The sequence below is a fragment of the Streptomyces sp. NPDC012474 genome, assembly GCF_042955185.1.
In the GTDB taxonomy this organism is placed as follows: Bacteria; Actinomycetota; Actinomycetes; order Streptomycetales; family Streptomycetaceae; genus Streptomyces; species Streptomyces cahuitamycinicus.
The window spans coordinates 935,000-949,073 of sequence record NZ_JBIBEP010000001.1 but is presented as its reverse complement, the minus strand read 5'-3'; the positions used below and the strand labels follow the sequence as shown (position 1 = coordinate 949,073).

Sequence of the window (14,074 nt, the reverse complement as noted above, 5' to 3'; positions counted from 1 at the left end):
CGGGCCGTGGAGGGGCCGGCACGAGGGTGTCGGGGTCGTCGGCGGCGCCACACGACCGCCCGGGGCGCCCGGACACCGACGAGGTCACCGGAGCCACCGGGCGACACCGGGCACGCCCGACCGGAACGCCCGAAGCCCGACACGAAACCCCCGGGCCATCGAGCGGCACCCGGCACGACCAGCCAGGCACCCGAAGCCCGACACGACGACACCAAAGCCACCGGGCAACACCCGGCACCCCGACCAGGGCCCGGAGCCCGGCACGGAACCCCCGGAGGCCATCGAGCGGCACCCGGCGCGGCCGGCCGAGGCACCCGGTGCGGCCGGCCGAGGCGGCTGGCGGGCCCGGTCGGGGCGGCGGGCCCCGAGCGGGACCACGGTTGTGGAGCAGGGACTCGTCACGGACCTTCGTCCGCTCCGCGTCGCGCGACGGGCCCCGGGTCCGTCGGCCATCCGGCTGTGCCGGGCCGGCCTCGTCGCCGCGGGGTGCTCAGGCTCTCCAGCAGAACCGCCAGATCCGCCGCCGGGATGCCCCGTGTCTCCGCGCCCGGCTCAGCCCCCTGCCGGGGGATGCCCCGGGCCTCACGGACGGCGTGGGAGAGCCGGGAGTCCGTGCCCGGCACCTCCAGGGTCACCACCACGCCCGACTCGCGCGAGCGCCGCCACCGCCCGTCGGCCGCCCGTTCCGCCTCGGTCTCCTTGAACCACTCGGGGCACCGGTCCACCGGCCGCAGCCGGCGCTCCGCCGCCACCGGCTCGTAGGAGCGCGATCCGGGTGCGGTCTCGGTCCAGGCCTGGGTCAGCACCTGCACGGCCCGCACCAGCCCGCCGGCCTCGGGCCACCGCGCGCCGTGCCGCTCGACGGACAGCAGCCCGGCCGACCGCATCCGGCCTCCCGGCTCGCGGCGCCGGTCCTCCTCGGCGTCCGGGTCCGCCCCCAGGGCCACCGCGAGGCCCGTCTCCTCCCGCACCATCCGCACCCCGCCCACCTCTTCCACGGGCCCGGCGACCTCGGTGAGCTGGTCGAGCCAGCCGCCGCCCAGCACGGTGCCGGGGTCCAGGAGCAGCAGCGGCCAGCTGACCTCGTCGCCCACCGCGAAGGGCGTGCCGCAGCACTCCATCTGCCAGTCCTCGTAGAACACGTGCCACAGCCCCATGCCCCCAGCCTCCTGGAACCGACCGCCCCGCGCGAGACGTTTTTCACCTGCGCCCGGTACCGTCGGGCCGTCCCACCCCGTGTTGATGAGTGCAGGGAGCCCCATGACCACCGCCACCACCCGCCACAGCGAGCGGCGGATCAGTCCCGTCTTCGTCGGGATCGTCGCTGTGACGGCGGTCACGGGATGGGCGACCTGGACCGGGTTCGCCGAGCAGCCCGGCGTCGCCGTGTTCCTCTTCGTGACGGCGGCATGGATCGTCTCGCTGTGTCTGCACGAGTACGCGCACGCGCGCACCGCCCTGCACAGCGGCGACATCTCCATCGGCGCGAAGGGCTATCTGACCCTGAACCCGTTGAAGTACACGCACGCGCTGCTCAGCATCGTGCTCCCGGTGATCTTCGTGATCATGGGCGGCATCGGGCTGCCCGGCGGCGCCGTGTTCATCGAGCGGGGGCGGATCCAGGGGCGCTGGAAGCACAGTCTGATCTCGGCGGCGGGCCCGCTGACGAACGTGCTGTTCGCCGTCGTCTGCACCGCCCCGTTCTGGCTGGACGCGCTGGACGGCGTGCCGAACGACTTCCGGTTCGCCCTCGCCTTCCTCGCGCTGCTCCAGGTGACGGCGGCGCTGCTGAACTTCCTGCCGGTGCCGGGCCTGGACGGCTACGGCGTCATCGAGCCCTGGCTGTCGTACGGCATCCGGCGCCAGGTGGAGCCGTTCGCGCCGTTCGGTCTGCTCTTCGTGTTCGCCCTGCTGTGGCTGCCGGCGGTGAACGGCGTCTTCTTCGACGTGATCGACACGATCCTGAAGTCCCTGGGGATCAGCGACTTCGAGACGTACTGCGGGCAGGCGCTGTATCGCTTCTGGCAGGGCTCGAACGAGTTCTGTTCGGCGGCTCCGTGACGGGCGCGGGTCAGCCGGCGACGGACTTCCGCTGCTTGGCGCGCTTGGCGTAGTACCAGCACATGTTGGACGACAGGCCCGCCAGCAGTACCCACACGATCCCCAGGAAGCTGCCCCGCGTGAAGGAGACCACGGCGGCGGCCACGGAGAGGACGCAGACGATCAGGGCGTAGAGGGCGAGGCGGGGCATGGGGTCGACTCCTGTCGGGGGACACTGCGGCACTGCTGGTGCCGTCCAGTGTCCCCCATGTACGTCACCGGCTCACACGTCGGTGACCCGCAGGCCCGCGTGCGCCTTGTACCGGCGGTTCACGGAGATCAGGTTCGCCACCAGCGACTCCACCTGGTGGGCGTTGCGCAGCCGTCCGGCGAAGATGCCGCGCATGCCGGGGATGCGGCCGGCGAGGGCCTGGACGATCTCGACGTCGGCGCGGACCTCGCCGAGCACCATCACGTCGGTGTCGATCTCGTCGATCTCCGGGTCCTGGAGCAGCACGGCCGACAGGTGGTGGAAGGCCGCCGTGACCCGGGAGTCCGGCAGCAGGGCGGCGGCCTGCTCGGCGGCGCTGCCCTCCTCGGGCTTGAGGGCGTAGGCGCCCTTCTTGTCGAAGCCGAGCGGGTTGACGCAGTCGACGACGAGCTTGCCGGCCAGTTCCTCGCGCAGGGATTCGAGGGTCTTGCCATGGCCGTCCCAGGGCACGGCGACGATCACGATGTCGCTGCGGCGGGCGGTCTCGGCGTTGTCGGCGCCCTCGACGCCGTGGCCGAGTTCCTCGGCTGCTGCCCGGGCGCGGTCGGCGGCACGCGAGCCGATGATCACCTTCTGGCCGGCCTGGGCGAGCCGGTAGGCCAGGCCCTTGCCCTGCGGCCCGGTCCCGCCGAGCACCCCCACCACGAGTCCGGAGACGTCGGGCAGGTCCCAGGGGTCCTTGGCGGGGGCCTTCTGGGCGTTGTCGGTGGCAGCACTGTCGGTAGAGGTCATGGCCCCGACTCTACGACCGTGCCATCGCCCCGACTCCACGGCTGTGCCATCGCCCCAGGACGCGGCCGGTGGGCGAGGACGACCGGCGCGGGTTTCCGGCGAGGGCGGCGCCGTTGCGTGCGACGACCCGTCGTTCGACGGTGGTACGGGTGACCGGTCGGCCTACCCAGCCCGGGCGAACACGAGGTGAACCGCACCTGGCGAGTGACCGCTCGGGGCAGGATGCGCTCCCATGGATGCGGTTCGGGTCGCTTTGCTGCGGGAAGTGCTCGCCGGGACGGAGTGGCTGGGGGCGACGCGGCGGTTCGCCGGGGCGCTGCGCGGCTCGGTGGTGTCGCACGGAGGTGGGCTGCTGCTGGTCGGCACGCCGTCGTACGAGCCGTGGCATCTGGCCGCGCACCTGGTGGACGAGGCCGCCTGGTCGGGTACTCCGGAGCTGGCCCCGATCCTGGTGCGGCACAACGCGCGCCCTTCTGATCCGGCGCACCTGGCGGTCGGTCTGGGCCGGCTGGAGGCGGCCAGGCGGGGCGAGACACTGCTGGTGGTCGCCCCCGGCGAGCCCGCGGCACCACTCGTGGAACGGGTGTCCGATGCCCGTCGCGCCGGAGCGACGGTTCTTGCCCTCGGCCCCGGGCAGGGCGAGTTGCCGTCCATGGCGCACGAGACCCTGGCCGTGCCCGACGGCTCGGAACTGGACCTCGACACGGTGCAGCACCTGGTCAGCGCGGCGGCCGGGGAGAACGCCCTGCCGACGCCGCGTGGGCGGCGGCGCTTCCGGGACCGGGTGGCCCGACTGGCTGAGCACCTGACGGCACCGCCGCCGGCCCGCTGGTGACATCCGCGCGTCCTGCTGCGGGCTCGGTGCCCCGCCCTCGCGAACGCCCGGGGTCCGAGGCCATAGCGAACGCCCGGGTCCGTGACTGTCGCGGACCCGGGCGCCGTTGGGGGCTCAGCTCTCGTCGTCCCTGCCGCCCGCCGGGGCGTCGTGCCACTTGGGGTCGTTCTCCCACTGGAGGTTGCGCTCGCGGGCGGTCGCCATCGCGTGTTCGGCCTCCGTGCGGGAGGCGTACGGCCCGAACCGGTCCTTGTTGGGGCACTCCGGCCCCTCTTCGACCTTCTTGTGCTCCAGGCAGTAGTACCACTCACCCGGCTTGCCGACCGTGCGCTTCTTGAACAGGGCCATGACCAGCTCCTCTCGCCACCGTCATGTTCCCCCATGGCCGCTGGTTAGACTCGCTGGCATGTCTGGCCAGTCGCTGCTCGTACCAGGGGAGCTGTCCCCCACCCGTCCCGTGCCCGGAAACATCCGCCGCCCCGAGTACGTCGGCAAGCCCGCGCCGACGCCGTACACCGGACCGGAGGTGCAGACGCCCGAGACCATCGAGGCGATGCGCGTGGCCGGCCGTGTCGCGGCCCGGGCGATGGCGGAGGCCGCGAAGCTGATCGCCCCCGGGGTGACCACGGACGAGCTGGACAGGGTCGCGCACGAGTACATGTGCGACCACGGCGCCTACCCCTCGACGCTGGGCTACCGCGGCTTCCCGAAGTCCCTGTGCTCGTCGGTCAACGAGGTCATCTGCCACGGCATCCCGGACTCGACGGTCCTGCGCGACGGCGACATCGTCAACCTCGACGTGACGGCGTACATCGGCGGTGTGCACGGCGACAACAACGCCACCTACCTGGTGGGTGACGTCGACGAGGAGTCGCGGCTGCTGGTGGAGCGGACCCGGGAGTCCCTGGAGCGGGCGATCAAGGCGGTGAAGCCGGGCCGGCAGATCAACATCATCGGCCGGGTCATCGAGTCGTACGCCAAGCGCTTCGGCTACGGGGTCGTCCGCGACTTCACCGGGCACGGCATCAACTCGTCGTTCCACTCGGGCCTGATCATCCCGCACTACGACAGCCCGCACGCGACGACGGTCATCCAGCCCGGCATGACGTTCACGATCGAGCCGATGCTGACGCTCGGGACGCACGAGTACGACATGTGGGACGACGGCTGGACCGTCGTCACGAAGGACCGGAAGCGGACGGCCCAGTTCGAGCACACGCTGGTGGTGACGGACTCGGGCGCGGAGATCCTCACACTGCCGTAGCCCGCACGTCACCGCACGGCCCGCACCCCCGCACTCACCGCACCCCCGCACGCCACCTCACGGCCCGCCCTCCTCCAGGGGCGGGCCGCTTCTTTCGGTGCCGGGGTTTTTACCGACAGCCCGTCGGGAAAAGTAGGCCCATGGAATCCTTCTCGACGCTCCTTCGGACCGCTTCTCGCGAGCAGCACGAAGAGGTCAGGGGTTCGACCTTCATCGGCGACCTGCTGGGGCGCAAGCTGGGGGTCGACGCCTTCGCGCGCTACACGGAGCAGCTGTGGTTCGTGTACGGCGCGCTGGAGTCCGGCGCCCGGCGGCTCGCCGCCGACCCGGTGGCCGGCCCCTTCGTCCGGCCCGAGCTGTTCCGCATGGCGGCGCTGGAGCGGGACCTGGAGTACCTGCGCGGCCCCGGCTGGCGGAGGACGGTCAGCGCGCTGCCGGCCACCCTGGAGTACGCCGAACGGATCACGTCGTGCGCCCGCAGCCGGCCGGCCGGCTACGTCGCCCACCACTACACCCGCTACCTCGGCGACCTCTCCGGCGGGCAGATCATCCGCGACACGGCCGAGAGGAACTGGGGTTTCGCGAAGAAGGGCGACGGCGTCCGCTTCTACGTCTTCGAGGAGATCCCCAATCCGGCCGCCTTCAAGCGGACTTACGCGGAGCTGCTGGACGCGGTGCCCGGTGGCGAGCTGGAGCGGCAGCGGATCGTGGCCGAGTGCAAGCGGGCGTACGGGTTGAACAACGCGATGTTCGAGGCGCTGGGCGAGGAGTTTCCGCTGACGGCGTGAACGCGCGGGGCCCCCTCGCCGCGCGCGGTGAGGGGGTCCCGGTGCCGGCTCGGCCGATGCCGGGCCTGTCCTGCTCAGATGTCGAACGGACCGTTGTGGCAGACGGCCCCGCCCCACTCGATCTCGGCGGTCTCGGCCTCGAGCTCACCGAAGTACGGGCTGCACGCCACGTGGTGGTCGTCGCGGTATTCCGCGTCGTCGTTTGCGGAGGCCGCCGCCGCACCGGTGGCGGACAGGGCGGCGGTCAGGGCGACGACGGCCAGAGCGGATCGGATGCGCATGAGATTCCTCTCGCGGTGTTGCTTGGTCACGCCCAGAGGTCCCCGTTCACCGCCACTCACACACGCTGTTCCACCCGTACGGACGCGCTCCGTCCGGGTCAGCGTTCCAGATGGACCCGGCCGCCGACCTCGGTCCATCCGCCCGGCTGGGGCGCGGTGAGGATCTGGGAGCCCGCGCCCTGGGTGATGTTCAGGGCCCGGCCCAGCCGGTCGGTGAGCAGCAGGGCAGCGGCCCCGGTCGCCTCGTCCTCGTCGATGCCGTCGCCCCGGCCGGGGAAGGCCCGGGCCCGGATCCGTCCGGCGGGCTCGTCCTCCCACGCCCAGGCGTACACCCACTCCCCCGGTGGCGGCACGGCCAGGTCGTCGACCTCGGCGGCGCTGCCGTACCGGCGCAGGGTCCGCGGCGGCACCCACTCCGCCCGGGCCTCGATCCAGCAGAACTCCCCGTCCTGCCGGGTGCCGACCACGCCCGCGGACGTGACCAGTTCGGGCACGTCGAGCAGCCATGCCGTGCCGACGCAGGGGTGCCCGGCGAAGGGCAGCCGCAGCGTCGGGGTGTAGATGTCGATCACTCCGCGCTCGGGATCGTCGACGAACACGGTCTCGCTGAATCCGACCTTCGCGGCGAACGCCTGCCGTTCGTCCCGCTCGGGCATAACGGACCCCTCGCGCACGACCCCGAGCTCGTTGCCGTACCCACCGTTCGGCCCGCAGAAGACGCGGAGCACGTCGTAGTCAGTCACGAGGGGCATTCTCGCCGGTCAAGGGCATGTCGGTGACCCAGGGGTCGTGATGCGACCTTTGACCGTCCCTTGACGCAACCATGGGGGCGATTTTGAGCCACTTAGGTAATCCTTATGTGCCGTCTTAGGTGAGCCTCACCTTCTCTCTCCTGGAGCCCTCATGCGACCCGTCCGTCCAGCTTCCGTCGTCATCGCCGCCGCGGCGGCCCTGGCCGCCGTCACCGGCTGCACCGAGAAGAGCGGCGCGAAGGACGGCGACCACGTGATCAACGTGACGGCGACGGACGACGAGTGCCGGGTGTCGAAGAAGGAGTTCCCGGCCGGACACGTCGAACTGGCCATCGAGAACAAGGGCTCCAAGGTCACCGAGGTCTACGTCCTCTTCCCCGACGACCGCGTGGTCACCGAGCGGGAGAACATAGGCCCCGGCACCAAGCAGCGGGTCACCGCCGAGGTGAAGGCCGGTGACTACCGGATCGCCTGCAAGCCCGGCATGAAGGGCGACGGCATCCGCCAGGCCGTCAAGGCCACCGGCGGCAAGGCCGTCCAGCGCGACCCCCGTCTGGACAAGGCCGTCGCGGCCTATCGCGCCTACGCGCAGCAGCAGGCCGACGAGACGCTGCCGAAGGCCGAGGCGTTCGCGAAGGCCGTCAAGGACGGCGACATCGAGGCGGCGAAGAAGGCCTACGCCCCCTCCCGCATCGGCTGGGAGCGCACCGAGCCGGTCGCCGAGTCGTTCGGCGACATCGACCCCAAGGTCGACGTCCGCGAGGACGGTCTGGAGGACGGCCAGGATCCGGCCACCGACTGGACGGGCTGGCACCGCCTGGAGAAGGCCCTCTGGCAGGACAAGAAGATCGGCACCCGCGAGAAGGACCTCGCCGACCTGCTGATCAAGGACCTGAAGGACTGGCAGAACCGGGTCGGCAAGGCCGAGATCACCCCCACCTCCATGGCCAACGGCGCCAAGGAACTCCTCGACGAGGTCGCCACCGGCAAGGTCACCGGCGAGGAGGAGCGCTACTCGCACACCGACCTGGTCGACTTCAAGGCCAATGTCGAGGGCGCGCAGAGGTCGTACGACCTGCTGAAGCCGGTCGCGAAGGAGAACGACGCGGCCCTCGTCACCGAACTCGACGAGCAGTTCGCGGCCCTGGACAAGCTGCTGGACAAGTACCGCCCCGACACCACGTCGTACGACTTCACCTCCTACGACAAGGTCGGCAAGGCCGACCGCAAGGAACTCTCGGACGCGGTCAACGCCCTGGCGGAGCCGCTGTCGAAGCTCGCCGCGGCCGTGGTGAAGTAGCGGTGGCCCCGATGACGGACACCGACTCCCCCTCCCCCAGCCGCCGTTCGCTGCTGGGCTGGGGCGGCGCGGGCCTGGCGCTCGGCGCGGCCGCGGCGGGCGGCGCGGTGGCGCTGGCCCGCCCCGAGGACGCCACCGAGGACGGCACCGGGCCGGCCGGCTCGGCGATCGCCTTCCACGGCCCCCACCAGGCGGGCATCGACACCCCGGTGCAGGACCGCCTGCACTTCGCCGCGTTCGACGTGACGACCGAGGACCGGGACGCCTTCGTCCGGTTGCTGAAGGACTGGACGACGGCCGCCCGGCGTATGACGGCCGGCCACGCCGTCGGCGAGGGCGCCTACGGCGGCCTGGCCGAGGCGCCCCCGGACGACACCGGCGAGGCACTGGGCCTGAAGCCCTCCCGCCTGACCCTCACGATCGGCTTCGGCCCGTCCCTGTTCCGGGAGTTCGGCCTCACGGACCGCCGTCCGGAAGCCCTGGTCGACCTGCCGAAGTTCGCGGGCGACAACCTGGACAGGAACCGCAGCGGCGGCGACCTGTGCGTCCAGGCCTGCGCCGACGACCCCCAGGTCGCGGTCCACGCCGTCCGCAACCTGGCCCGCATCGGCTTCGGCAAGGTCGTCATCCGCTGGTCGCAGCTCGGCTTCGGCAAGACCTCCTCCACCACGCCCGAGGCGCAGACGCCGCGCAACCTGATGGGCTTCAAGGACGGCACCCGCAACATCGCGGGCACCGAAACGGACCGCCTGAAGAAGTTCGTCTGGGTCGACGACAAGGACGGACCGGCCTGGATGGCGGGCGGCAGCTACCTCGTGGCGCGGCGCATCCGCATGCACATCGAAACCTGGGACCGCACCTCGCTGCAGGAGCAGGAGGACATCTTCGGCCGCGACAAGGGCGAGGGTGCCCCGGTCGGCAAGGCCAAGGAGCACGACGAGCCGTTCCTGAAGGCGATGAAACCCGACGCGCACGTCCGGCTCGCGCACCCCGACACCAACCACGGGGCGACGATTCTGCGCCGCGGCTACTCCTTCACCGACGGCACGGACGGCCTCGGCCGCCTGGACGCGGGCCTGTTCTTCCTGGCCTACCAGCGCGACGTCCGCGAGGGGTTCATCCCCATCCAGCGCAGCCTGGCCGCGGACGCGCTCAACGAGTACATCCAGCACGTGGGTTCGGCGCTCTTCGCGATCCCGCCGGGCGTCCGCGACAAGGGCGACTGGTGGGGCCGGACGCTGTTCTCCGGGGAGGCGTAGACCCGATGTTCTCCAACTACCTGATCGGTCTGCGCGAGGGCCTGGAGGCGAGCCTCGTCGTCTGCATCATCATCGCCTACCTGGTCAAGACGGACCGCAGGGACGCACTGAAGCCGGTCTGGACCGGGATCGGCGTGGCGGTGGCCCTCGCGCTGGGCTTCGGCTGCGCGCTCGAATTCGGCTCCCAGCAGCTGACGTTCCAGGCGCAGGAGGCGCTCGGCGGCTCGCTGTCGATCCTGGCCGTGTGCCTGGTGACCTGGATGGTGTTCTGGATGCGGCGCACCGCCCGCCACCTCAAGTCGGAGCTGCACGGCAGGCTGGACGCGGCGCTGGCGATGGGCACGGGCGCGCTGGTCGCCACGGCCTTCCTCGCGGTGGGCCGGGAGGGCCTGGAAACGGCCCTGTTCGTCTGGGCCTCGGTGCACGCGGCGAGCGACGGCACACCGCGTCCCCTGCTCGGCGTCGCCCTGGGCCTGACGACGGCGATCCTCCTGGGCCTGCTGTTCTACCGGGGGGCGCTGCGCATCGACCTGGCCAGGTTCTTCACGTACACCGGCGGCATGCTGGTGGTCGTCGCGGCCGGCGTCCTGGCGTACGGCTTCCACGACCTCCAGGAGGCCGACTTCCTGCCCGGCCTCACCGACAAGGCCTTCGACATCTCGGGCACGATCCCCCCGGACAGCTGGTACGGCACGCTCCTCAAGGGCGTCCTCAACTTCCAGCCCGACCCCACCACACTCCAGGTCACGGTGTGGCTCCTGTACTTGATCCCGACCCTGGCCCTGTTCCTGGCGCCGACCCGGCGGACGGCCCCGACTCGGGTACGCGACAAGGCATGACAACGCACCACCGCCGACGCCTGAGGCCGGGTGGGTGCGCAACCCGGCGGAACGGTGTCCCGCCTGCGCAACCGCACCCCACCCGCGGCCCAGCCGCCGGAGGCACCCGGTAGGGTTCGCCTCCGGAAAGGGGAAGGTGAAGGTACCCGATGAGCAGGGATCGCGACCGTCGTACGCTCCGCAGGCCCGTCCGGAGCGCCCTCATAGCAACCTCGGCGACCGCTTTGTCGCTGTCGGCCAGTGGATGCGTCGTCGTGCACGGCGAACGTGAGATCCTCCCGTCCTCGACCCGCGCCGAAGCCGCCGAGGCCCTCCAGAAGTTCACGGCCGCGTACAACGAGGCCGACAAGGCCTACGACGGCACCCTGGACGCCGACCACACCACCGGCGCTCTAGCCGACATCGACTCGGCCCGCCTGAAGGCCGGGAGGGCGAACAACCCGGACGGCAACCCGAACCACACCCCGCTGAAGCTGACGGACGCGAAGTTCACGATCCCCAAGAAGGCGGGCTGGCCCCGCTGGTTCGTCGTCGACGCGGCCGGCAACAAGGGCGGCACCGCCCGCTGGCTGCTGGTGTTCACCCGCAGCAGCCTGGACGACCCGTTCCAGGTGGCGTACCTGACGCTCGTCGCCCCGGGCAAGGTCCCGCAGTTCAAGAAGGACGCCGACGGCTGGGCCGAGTCCGTCCCCGTGAACTCCACCGACCTGGCCGCGGACCCCGGCGAGCTGAGCCGGACGTACACGACGTATCTGCAGGGCGGCGGAGAGACCTTCGCGGACGGCCCCCACACCGACCAGTGGCGTGCCCTGCGGCAGAAGAACTCCAAGAAGCCGGGCATGGTCACCCAGTACATCGACGAGCCGCTGACGAACGGCGACTACGCACCCCTGGCGCTGCGCACGGCGGACGGCGGGGCGCTGGTGTTCTTCACCACACGCCATTTCGAGAAGCAGACCGCCTACGCCGGCACGTCCGGTCCCAGTCCCGGCAAGGACGTCCTCGCCCTGACGAAGGGTGAGATCAAGCAGTCCCTCACCATGGAGTTCGTCTCCAACGAGGTGGCGCTGGACCCCAAGGGCCAGGGCAAGGTGACGATCCTGGGCAGGATCCAGGGCCTGACCTCGGCGGAGGGCTCGTAGCCAAGACCCGCCCTCACGGCACGGTCGCCGGGGGCAGGCAGGCTTCAGTGCCGCGGTGTGGGCCAGGCCGCCCCGGCGGCGTGCCCGGTGTCCTCACCGACGTACCGTCCGCCGACCTCCGTGAGCACCTCCAGCAGGCTCAGCGGATCCGGCAGCGCGTGCTCCGGCCCGCGCACCCACCGCACCGCCTGGTCCTCACCGGGCAGTCGAGCCGGGGGTACGAGGACGTAGGAGCCCCGGCAGTGCCAGCGCAGCCCGGGGTGTTCGTCCGCGGTCTCGGGGTGGCAGTCCAGTTCGCACGGCCACCACTCGTCCTCGTCCTCGGGTGTGCCGCGGGTGAGGGTGAAGAAGAGGAGGCGGCCGTCGTCGCTCTCGGCGACCGGCCCGACCTCGACGCCGGCGGCGAGCAGCCGCTCCAAAGCGTCGCGACCGGCATCGAGGGGCACGTCGAGGACGTCGTGCACCATGCCGGTCGCGGTGATGAAGTTGGCCTGCGGCTGATGGCGGGCCCAGCGCTCGATCTGGGCGGGGTCGGTGGTCGACTGCGTCTGCCAGGCGAAGGACACCGGGTGCCGGGCGGGGGTGGGACAGCCGACGCGGTCGCAGGAGCAGCGGTACCCGGCCGGGTGGGCCGCGGGCGCCAGGGGCAGTCCCGCGCCGGCGGCGGCGAGCAGCAGGGCCTCACGGCCGCCGTCCCCGGCGGTCTCCTTCGGCCGGCGCCCGGCGCGCAGCCACTGGGTGAGTTTGCCCTGCAGGCCGGTCCGGCCGCCGAACTCCGCGCTCATCTATCCCCTCGCCTCGCCGTCGTGCGGAACAGCATGCCTCATGGTCCCATCTTCCCGCGCACCGGGGGGCCAGTGCCCACCATCCAGGACAGGAAGGGCGCAACGTACAGCGGGCATCCGAAGGGAGGAGAAACGGCGAACGCCGCTTCCCCCAAGATCGGGTGTCATTGCCTGCTTTGCCATGACATGGCGTCCTACCGTGGTCGCCATGGTCACAAGGATCGCGCTGACGGGTCTGGCCTCCGCGGCTTCCGTGGTCTCGCTGGCCCTCACGGGACCCGGCGGCCGTGCCCCGGCTCCGCTGGAGTGGGGCGCGGGTCCGCTGACCGTGGCGGCCCTGCCCCGGATCACGTACGTCGCGCACCGCGGCGGCGCCCGCGAGGTCCCCGAGAACAGCATGGCGGGGCTGACGACCGCCTATGAGCGCGGGACGGCGCAGGTGCTGGACTTCGACACGCGGCTGCTGCGCGACGGCACGCCGGTGGTGTTCCACGACGAGACCCTGAACCGCACGACCTACCTGGGCGGCGCGGTGCACGGCCTGGACGCCCGGGAGTGGCGGGGCGTACGGCTGCACCCGAAGGACAGGCTCCCGGGGAGCTGGCGCTCGGAGCGGCCGCCGACGGTCGCCGAGGTGCTGGATCGTTTCGGCGGTCGGATCGTGCTGATGCTGGAGGCGAAGGACCCGCGGAGCCTGGAGCGGCTGGCCGCGCTGATCCGGTCCCGCGGCCTGACCCGCTCGGTGTTCGTGAACTCCAACGACCCGGAGGTGGCCCGGCGCGTCCACCGCCTCGGGCTCCTTACGCAGCTGTGGCGCTCGGCGCGGCAGCTGCGCACGGACCGCCCGGAGCGCTGGCGGTCGTTCGTGGATCTGCTGGACGTGGACCACCGGGCACGCGACGCGGATCTGGTGCGGGCGGTGAACTCGGGGATCGCCCGGGTGTGGGCGCACACCGTGGTGACGGACGCGCAGCGGGACCGGGTGCTGGCGCTGGGCTGCGGCGGCGTGATCACGGACGCTCCGGGGCGTCTGGCCCGGTCCGCTCAGCGCGGGGCCAGGCCGTGAAGGGCGTAGTCGACGAGGGTGTCGGTGTACTCGTAGGAGATCGGGCCGGTGTGCTGGAGCCAGCGCTGGGCGAGCGGGGAGATGAAGAACTCCAGGGCGATGCGCGGGTCGATCTCGGGCCGCACCTGGCCGGCCTCCTGCGCGGCGCGCAGGCGGGCGACGTAGAGGTCCAGTGAGGGCTGCATCAGCTTGGCCACGAGCTCGCGCCCGAGCTGCTCGTTGACGACGCCCTCGGCGGCCAGCGCGCGGGACGGCACGTCGAACCTTGGGTCGCACATCTGGTCGACGGTGGCGCGCAGGACGGCCTTGACGTCGGCGGCGAGATCGCCGGTGTCCGGGAAGACGTACGGCTCCGGCCCGGTGTCCGGCACGGACTGCTGGGCCAGGTCGAGGAACGCCTCCATCAGGACGTCCGCCTTGGACGACCACCATCGGTAGATCGTCTGCTTGCCGACCCCCGCGCGGGCGGCGATCCCCTCGATGGTGGTCTTCGGGTAGCCGGCCTCGACGACGAGCGCGAGGGCGGCGTCGTAGATCGCTCGGCGGGACTTCTCACTGCGCCGGGTGGAGTCGGGGGCGGGCTTCCCGGGGGCGGGCTGGGTGGATTTCTGAGCGGCCATGAGTCGAAGTTATCAGATTGACAAGACGGAGCGTCTCGCGGACAGTGGAGCCGTATGCACGAGACGAACCGTCTCGTCACGATGGGAGTCAGGGAAGGAG

General features: G+C 71.7%; 17 protein-coding genes. 9 read left to right on the top strand and 8 right to left on the bottom strand.

The genetic code is table 11. From position 1 onward, the window contains the following. Positions 1 to 398 precede the first annotated feature (398 nt). Positions 399 to 1,157: a DUF6578 domain-containing protein gene (locus ACFY9S_RS04230; protein ID WP_391122606.1), complete on the bottom strand. Its 759-nt coding sequence runs from the start codon at positions 1,155 to 1,157 to the stop codon at positions 399 to 401. Between the two features lie 103 nt (positions 1,158 to 1,260). On the opposite strand from ACFY9S_RS04230, the gene ACFY9S_RS04225 reads away from it, so the two are divergent. Further along, positions 1,261 to 2,061, top strand: coding sequence for a site-2 protease family protein (locus ACFY9S_RS04225; RefSeq protein ID WP_102913471.1), 801 nt, complete (start codon positions 1,261 to 1,263; stop codon positions 2,059 to 2,061). 10 nt (positions 2,062 to 2,071) lie between these two features. Here ACFY9S_RS04225 and ACFY9S_RS04220 read toward each other — a convergent pair whose 3' ends face one another. Together ACFY9S_RS04220 and npdG are read right to left on the bottom strand one after the other, a co-directional pair. Then, positions 2,072 to 2,251: a hypothetical protein gene (locus tag ACFY9S_RS04220; RefSeq protein ID WP_033305983.1), complete on the bottom strand. Its 180-nt coding sequence runs from the start codon at positions 2,249 to 2,251 to the stop codon at positions 2,072 to 2,074. A gap of 72 nt (positions 2,252 to 2,323) precedes the next feature. Further along, the gene (npdG, locus tag ACFY9S_RS04215; RefSeq protein ID WP_391122602.1) at positions 2,324 to 3,043 is read right to left on the bottom strand and encodes an NADPH-dependent F420 reductase; all 720 of its coding nucleotides are present in this window, start codon (positions 3,041 to 3,043) and stop codon (positions 2,324 to 2,326) included. Between the two features lie 232 nt (positions 3,044 to 3,275). On the opposite strand from npdG, the gene ACFY9S_RS04210 reads away from it, so the two are divergent. Further along, positions 3,276 to 3,878: a hypothetical protein gene (locus ACFY9S_RS04210; protein WP_391122599.1), complete on the top strand. Its 603-nt coding sequence runs from the start codon at positions 3,276 to 3,278 to the stop codon at positions 3,876 to 3,878. 114 nt (positions 3,879 to 3,992) lie between these two features. Here ACFY9S_RS04210 and ACFY9S_RS04205 read toward each other — a convergent pair whose 3' ends face one another. Next, positions 3,993 to 4,226, bottom strand: coding sequence for a hypothetical protein (locus ACFY9S_RS04205; RefSeq protein ID WP_102913475.1), 234 nt, complete (start codon positions 4,224 to 4,226; stop codon positions 3,993 to 3,995). A gap of 58 nt (positions 4,227 to 4,284) precedes the next feature. Between ACFY9S_RS04205 and map the strand changes: the two genes are divergently transcribed. Continuing rightward, positions 4,285 to 5,142, top strand: coding sequence for a type I methionyl aminopeptidase (map, locus tag ACFY9S_RS04200; RefSeq protein WP_102913476.1), 858 nt, complete (start codon positions 4,285 to 4,287; stop codon positions 5,140 to 5,142). Between the two features lie 140 nt (positions 5,143 to 5,282). Then, complete coding sequence (locus ACFY9S_RS04195; protein WP_391122595.1) at positions 5,283 to 5,930, top strand: biliverdin-producing heme oxygenase; 648 nt, start codon at positions 5,283 to 5,285, stop codon at positions 5,928 to 5,930. A gap of 74 nt (positions 5,931 to 6,004) precedes the next feature. Here the strand turns inward: ACFY9S_RS04195 and ACFY9S_RS04190 are convergent, their stop codons facing one another. Both ACFY9S_RS04190 and ACFY9S_RS04185 read right to left on the bottom strand, forming a co-directional pair. Continuing rightward, entirely contained in the window at positions 6,005 to 6,211 is a 207-nt protein-coding gene (locus ACFY9S_RS04190) for a hypothetical protein (RefSeq protein ID WP_161362584.1), read from the bottom strand. A 98-nt stretch (positions 6,212 to 6,309) separates the two neighbouring features. After that, positions 6,310 to 6,954 carry a PhzF family phenazine biosynthesis protein gene (locus ACFY9S_RS04185; protein ID WP_391122591.1) on the bottom strand — a complete coding sequence of 215 codons (645 nt, stop codon included), beginning with the start codon at positions 6,952 to 6,954 and terminating at the stop codon, positions 6,310 to 6,312. A gap of 160 nt (positions 6,955 to 7,114) precedes the next feature. Between ACFY9S_RS04185 and efeO the strand changes: the two genes are divergently transcribed. The 4 genes from efeO (at position 7,115) to ACFY9S_RS04165 (ending at position 11,503) form a co-directional block, all read left to right on the top strand. Beyond that, positions 7,115 to 8,263, top strand: a complete 1,149-nt coding sequence (efeO, locus tag ACFY9S_RS04180) for an iron uptake system protein EfeO (protein ID WP_391122588.1) — start codon at positions 7,115 to 7,117, stop codon at positions 8,261 to 8,263. Between the two features lie 11 nt (positions 8,264 to 8,274). Then, a complete protein-coding gene (gene efeB / locus ACFY9S_RS04175) occupies positions 8,275 to 9,522 on the top strand; it encodes an iron uptake transporter deferrochelatase/peroxidase subunit (RefSeq protein ID WP_391122585.1) in 1,248 nt (415 codons plus the stop codon). Positions 9,523 to 9,527: 5 nt separating this feature from the next. Then, entirely contained in the window at positions 9,528 to 10,361 is an 834-nt protein-coding gene (gene efeU, locus ACFY9S_RS04170) for an iron uptake transporter permease EfeU (RefSeq protein ID WP_391122582.1), read from the top strand. Between the two features lie 149 nt (positions 10,362 to 10,510). Next, positions 10,511 to 11,503, top strand: a complete 993-nt coding sequence (locus ACFY9S_RS04165) for a hypothetical protein (RefSeq protein WP_391122579.1) — start codon at positions 10,511 to 10,513, stop codon at positions 11,501 to 11,503. A 44-nt stretch (positions 11,504 to 11,547) separates the two neighbouring features. On the opposite strand, the gene ACFY9S_RS04160 is transcribed toward ACFY9S_RS04165, so the two are convergent. Beyond that, on the bottom strand, positions 11,548 to 12,288 hold the full coding sequence (locus ACFY9S_RS04160; RefSeq protein ID WP_391122577.1) for a bifunctional DNA primase/polymerase: 741 nt from the start codon (positions 12,286 to 12,288) through the stop codon (positions 11,548 to 11,550). 208 nt (positions 12,289 to 12,496) lie between these two features. Between ACFY9S_RS04160 and ACFY9S_RS04155 the strand changes: the two genes are divergently transcribed. Further along, the gene (locus ACFY9S_RS04155) at positions 12,497 to 13,354 is read left to right on the top strand and encodes a glycerophosphodiester phosphodiesterase family protein (RefSeq protein WP_391122574.1); all 858 of its coding nucleotides are present in this window, start codon (positions 12,497 to 12,499) and stop codon (positions 13,352 to 13,354) included. Here the strand turns inward: ACFY9S_RS04155 and ACFY9S_RS04150 are convergent. Then, entirely contained in the window at positions 13,333 to 13,974 is a 642-nt protein-coding gene (locus ACFY9S_RS04150) for a TetR/AcrR family transcriptional regulator C-terminal ligand-binding domain-containing protein (RefSeq protein ID WP_391122571.1), read from the bottom strand. The genes ACFY9S_RS04155 and ACFY9S_RS04150 overlap by 22 nt on opposite strands. Positions 13,975 to 14,074: the final 100 nt, after the last annotated feature.

Excerpts from the sequence above, each read along its gene's own strand:
- npdG (WP_391122602.1), bottom strand. The coding sequence starts at position 3,043 with ATGACCTCTACCGACAGTGCTGCCACCGACAACGCCCAGAAGGCCCCC.
- map (WP_102913476.1), top strand. The coding sequence starts at position 4,285 with ATGTCTGGCCAGTCGCTGCTCGTACCAGGGGAGCTGTCCCCCACCCGT.
- ACFY9S_RS04195 (WP_391122595.1), top strand. The coding sequence starts at position 5,283 with ATGGAATCCTTCTCGACGCTCCTTCGGACCGCTTCTCGCGAGCAGCAC.
- ACFY9S_RS04160 (WP_391122577.1), bottom strand. The coding sequence starts at position 12,288 with ATGAGCGCGGAGTTCGGCGGCCGGACCGGCCTGCAGGGCAAACTCACC.
- efeO (WP_391122588.1), top strand. The coding sequence starts at position 7,115 with ATGCGACCCGTCCGTCCAGCTTCCGTCGTCATCGCCGCCGCGGCGGCC.
- ACFY9S_RS04225 (WP_102913471.1), top strand. The coding sequence starts at position 1,261 with ATGACCACCGCCACCACCCGCCACAGCGAGCGGCGGATCAGTCCCGTC.
- ACFY9S_RS04210 (WP_391122599.1), top strand. The coding sequence starts at position 3,276 with ATGGATGCGGTTCGGGTCGCTTTGCTGCGGGAAGTGCTCGCCGGGACG.
- ACFY9S_RS04190 (WP_161362584.1), bottom strand. The coding sequence starts at position 6,211 with ATGCGCATCCGATCCGCTCTGGCCGTCGTCGCCCTGACCGCCGCCCTG.
- ACFY9S_RS04220 (WP_033305983.1), bottom strand. The coding sequence starts at position 2,251 with ATGCCCCGCCTCGCCCTCTACGCCCTGATCGTCTGCGTCCTCTCCGTG.
- efeB (WP_391122585.1), top strand. The coding sequence starts at position 8,275 with ATGACGGACACCGACTCCCCCTCCCCCAGCCGCCGTTCGCTGCTGGGC.
- ACFY9S_RS04230 (WP_391122606.1), bottom strand. The coding sequence starts at position 1,157 with ATGGGGCTGTGGCACGTGTTCTACGAGGACTGGCAGATGGAGTGCTGC.
- efeU (WP_391122582.1), top strand. The coding sequence starts at position 9,528 with ATGTTCTCCAACTACCTGATCGGTCTGCGCGAGGGCCTGGAGGCGAGC.
- ACFY9S_RS04155 (WP_391122574.1), top strand. The coding sequence starts at position 12,497 with ATGGTCACAAGGATCGCGCTGACGGGTCTGGCCTCCGCGGCTTCCGTG.
- ACFY9S_RS04205 (WP_102913475.1), bottom strand. The coding sequence starts at position 4,226 with ATGGCCCTGTTCAAGAAGCGCACGGTCGGCAAGCCGGGTGAGTGGTAC.
- ACFY9S_RS04165 (WP_391122579.1), top strand. The coding sequence starts at position 10,511 with ATGAGCAGGGATCGCGACCGTCGTACGCTCCGCAGGCCCGTCCGGAGC.
- ACFY9S_RS04150 (WP_391122571.1), bottom strand. The coding sequence starts at position 13,974 with ATGGCCGCTCAGAAATCCACCCAGCCCGCCCCCGGGAAGCCCGCCCCC.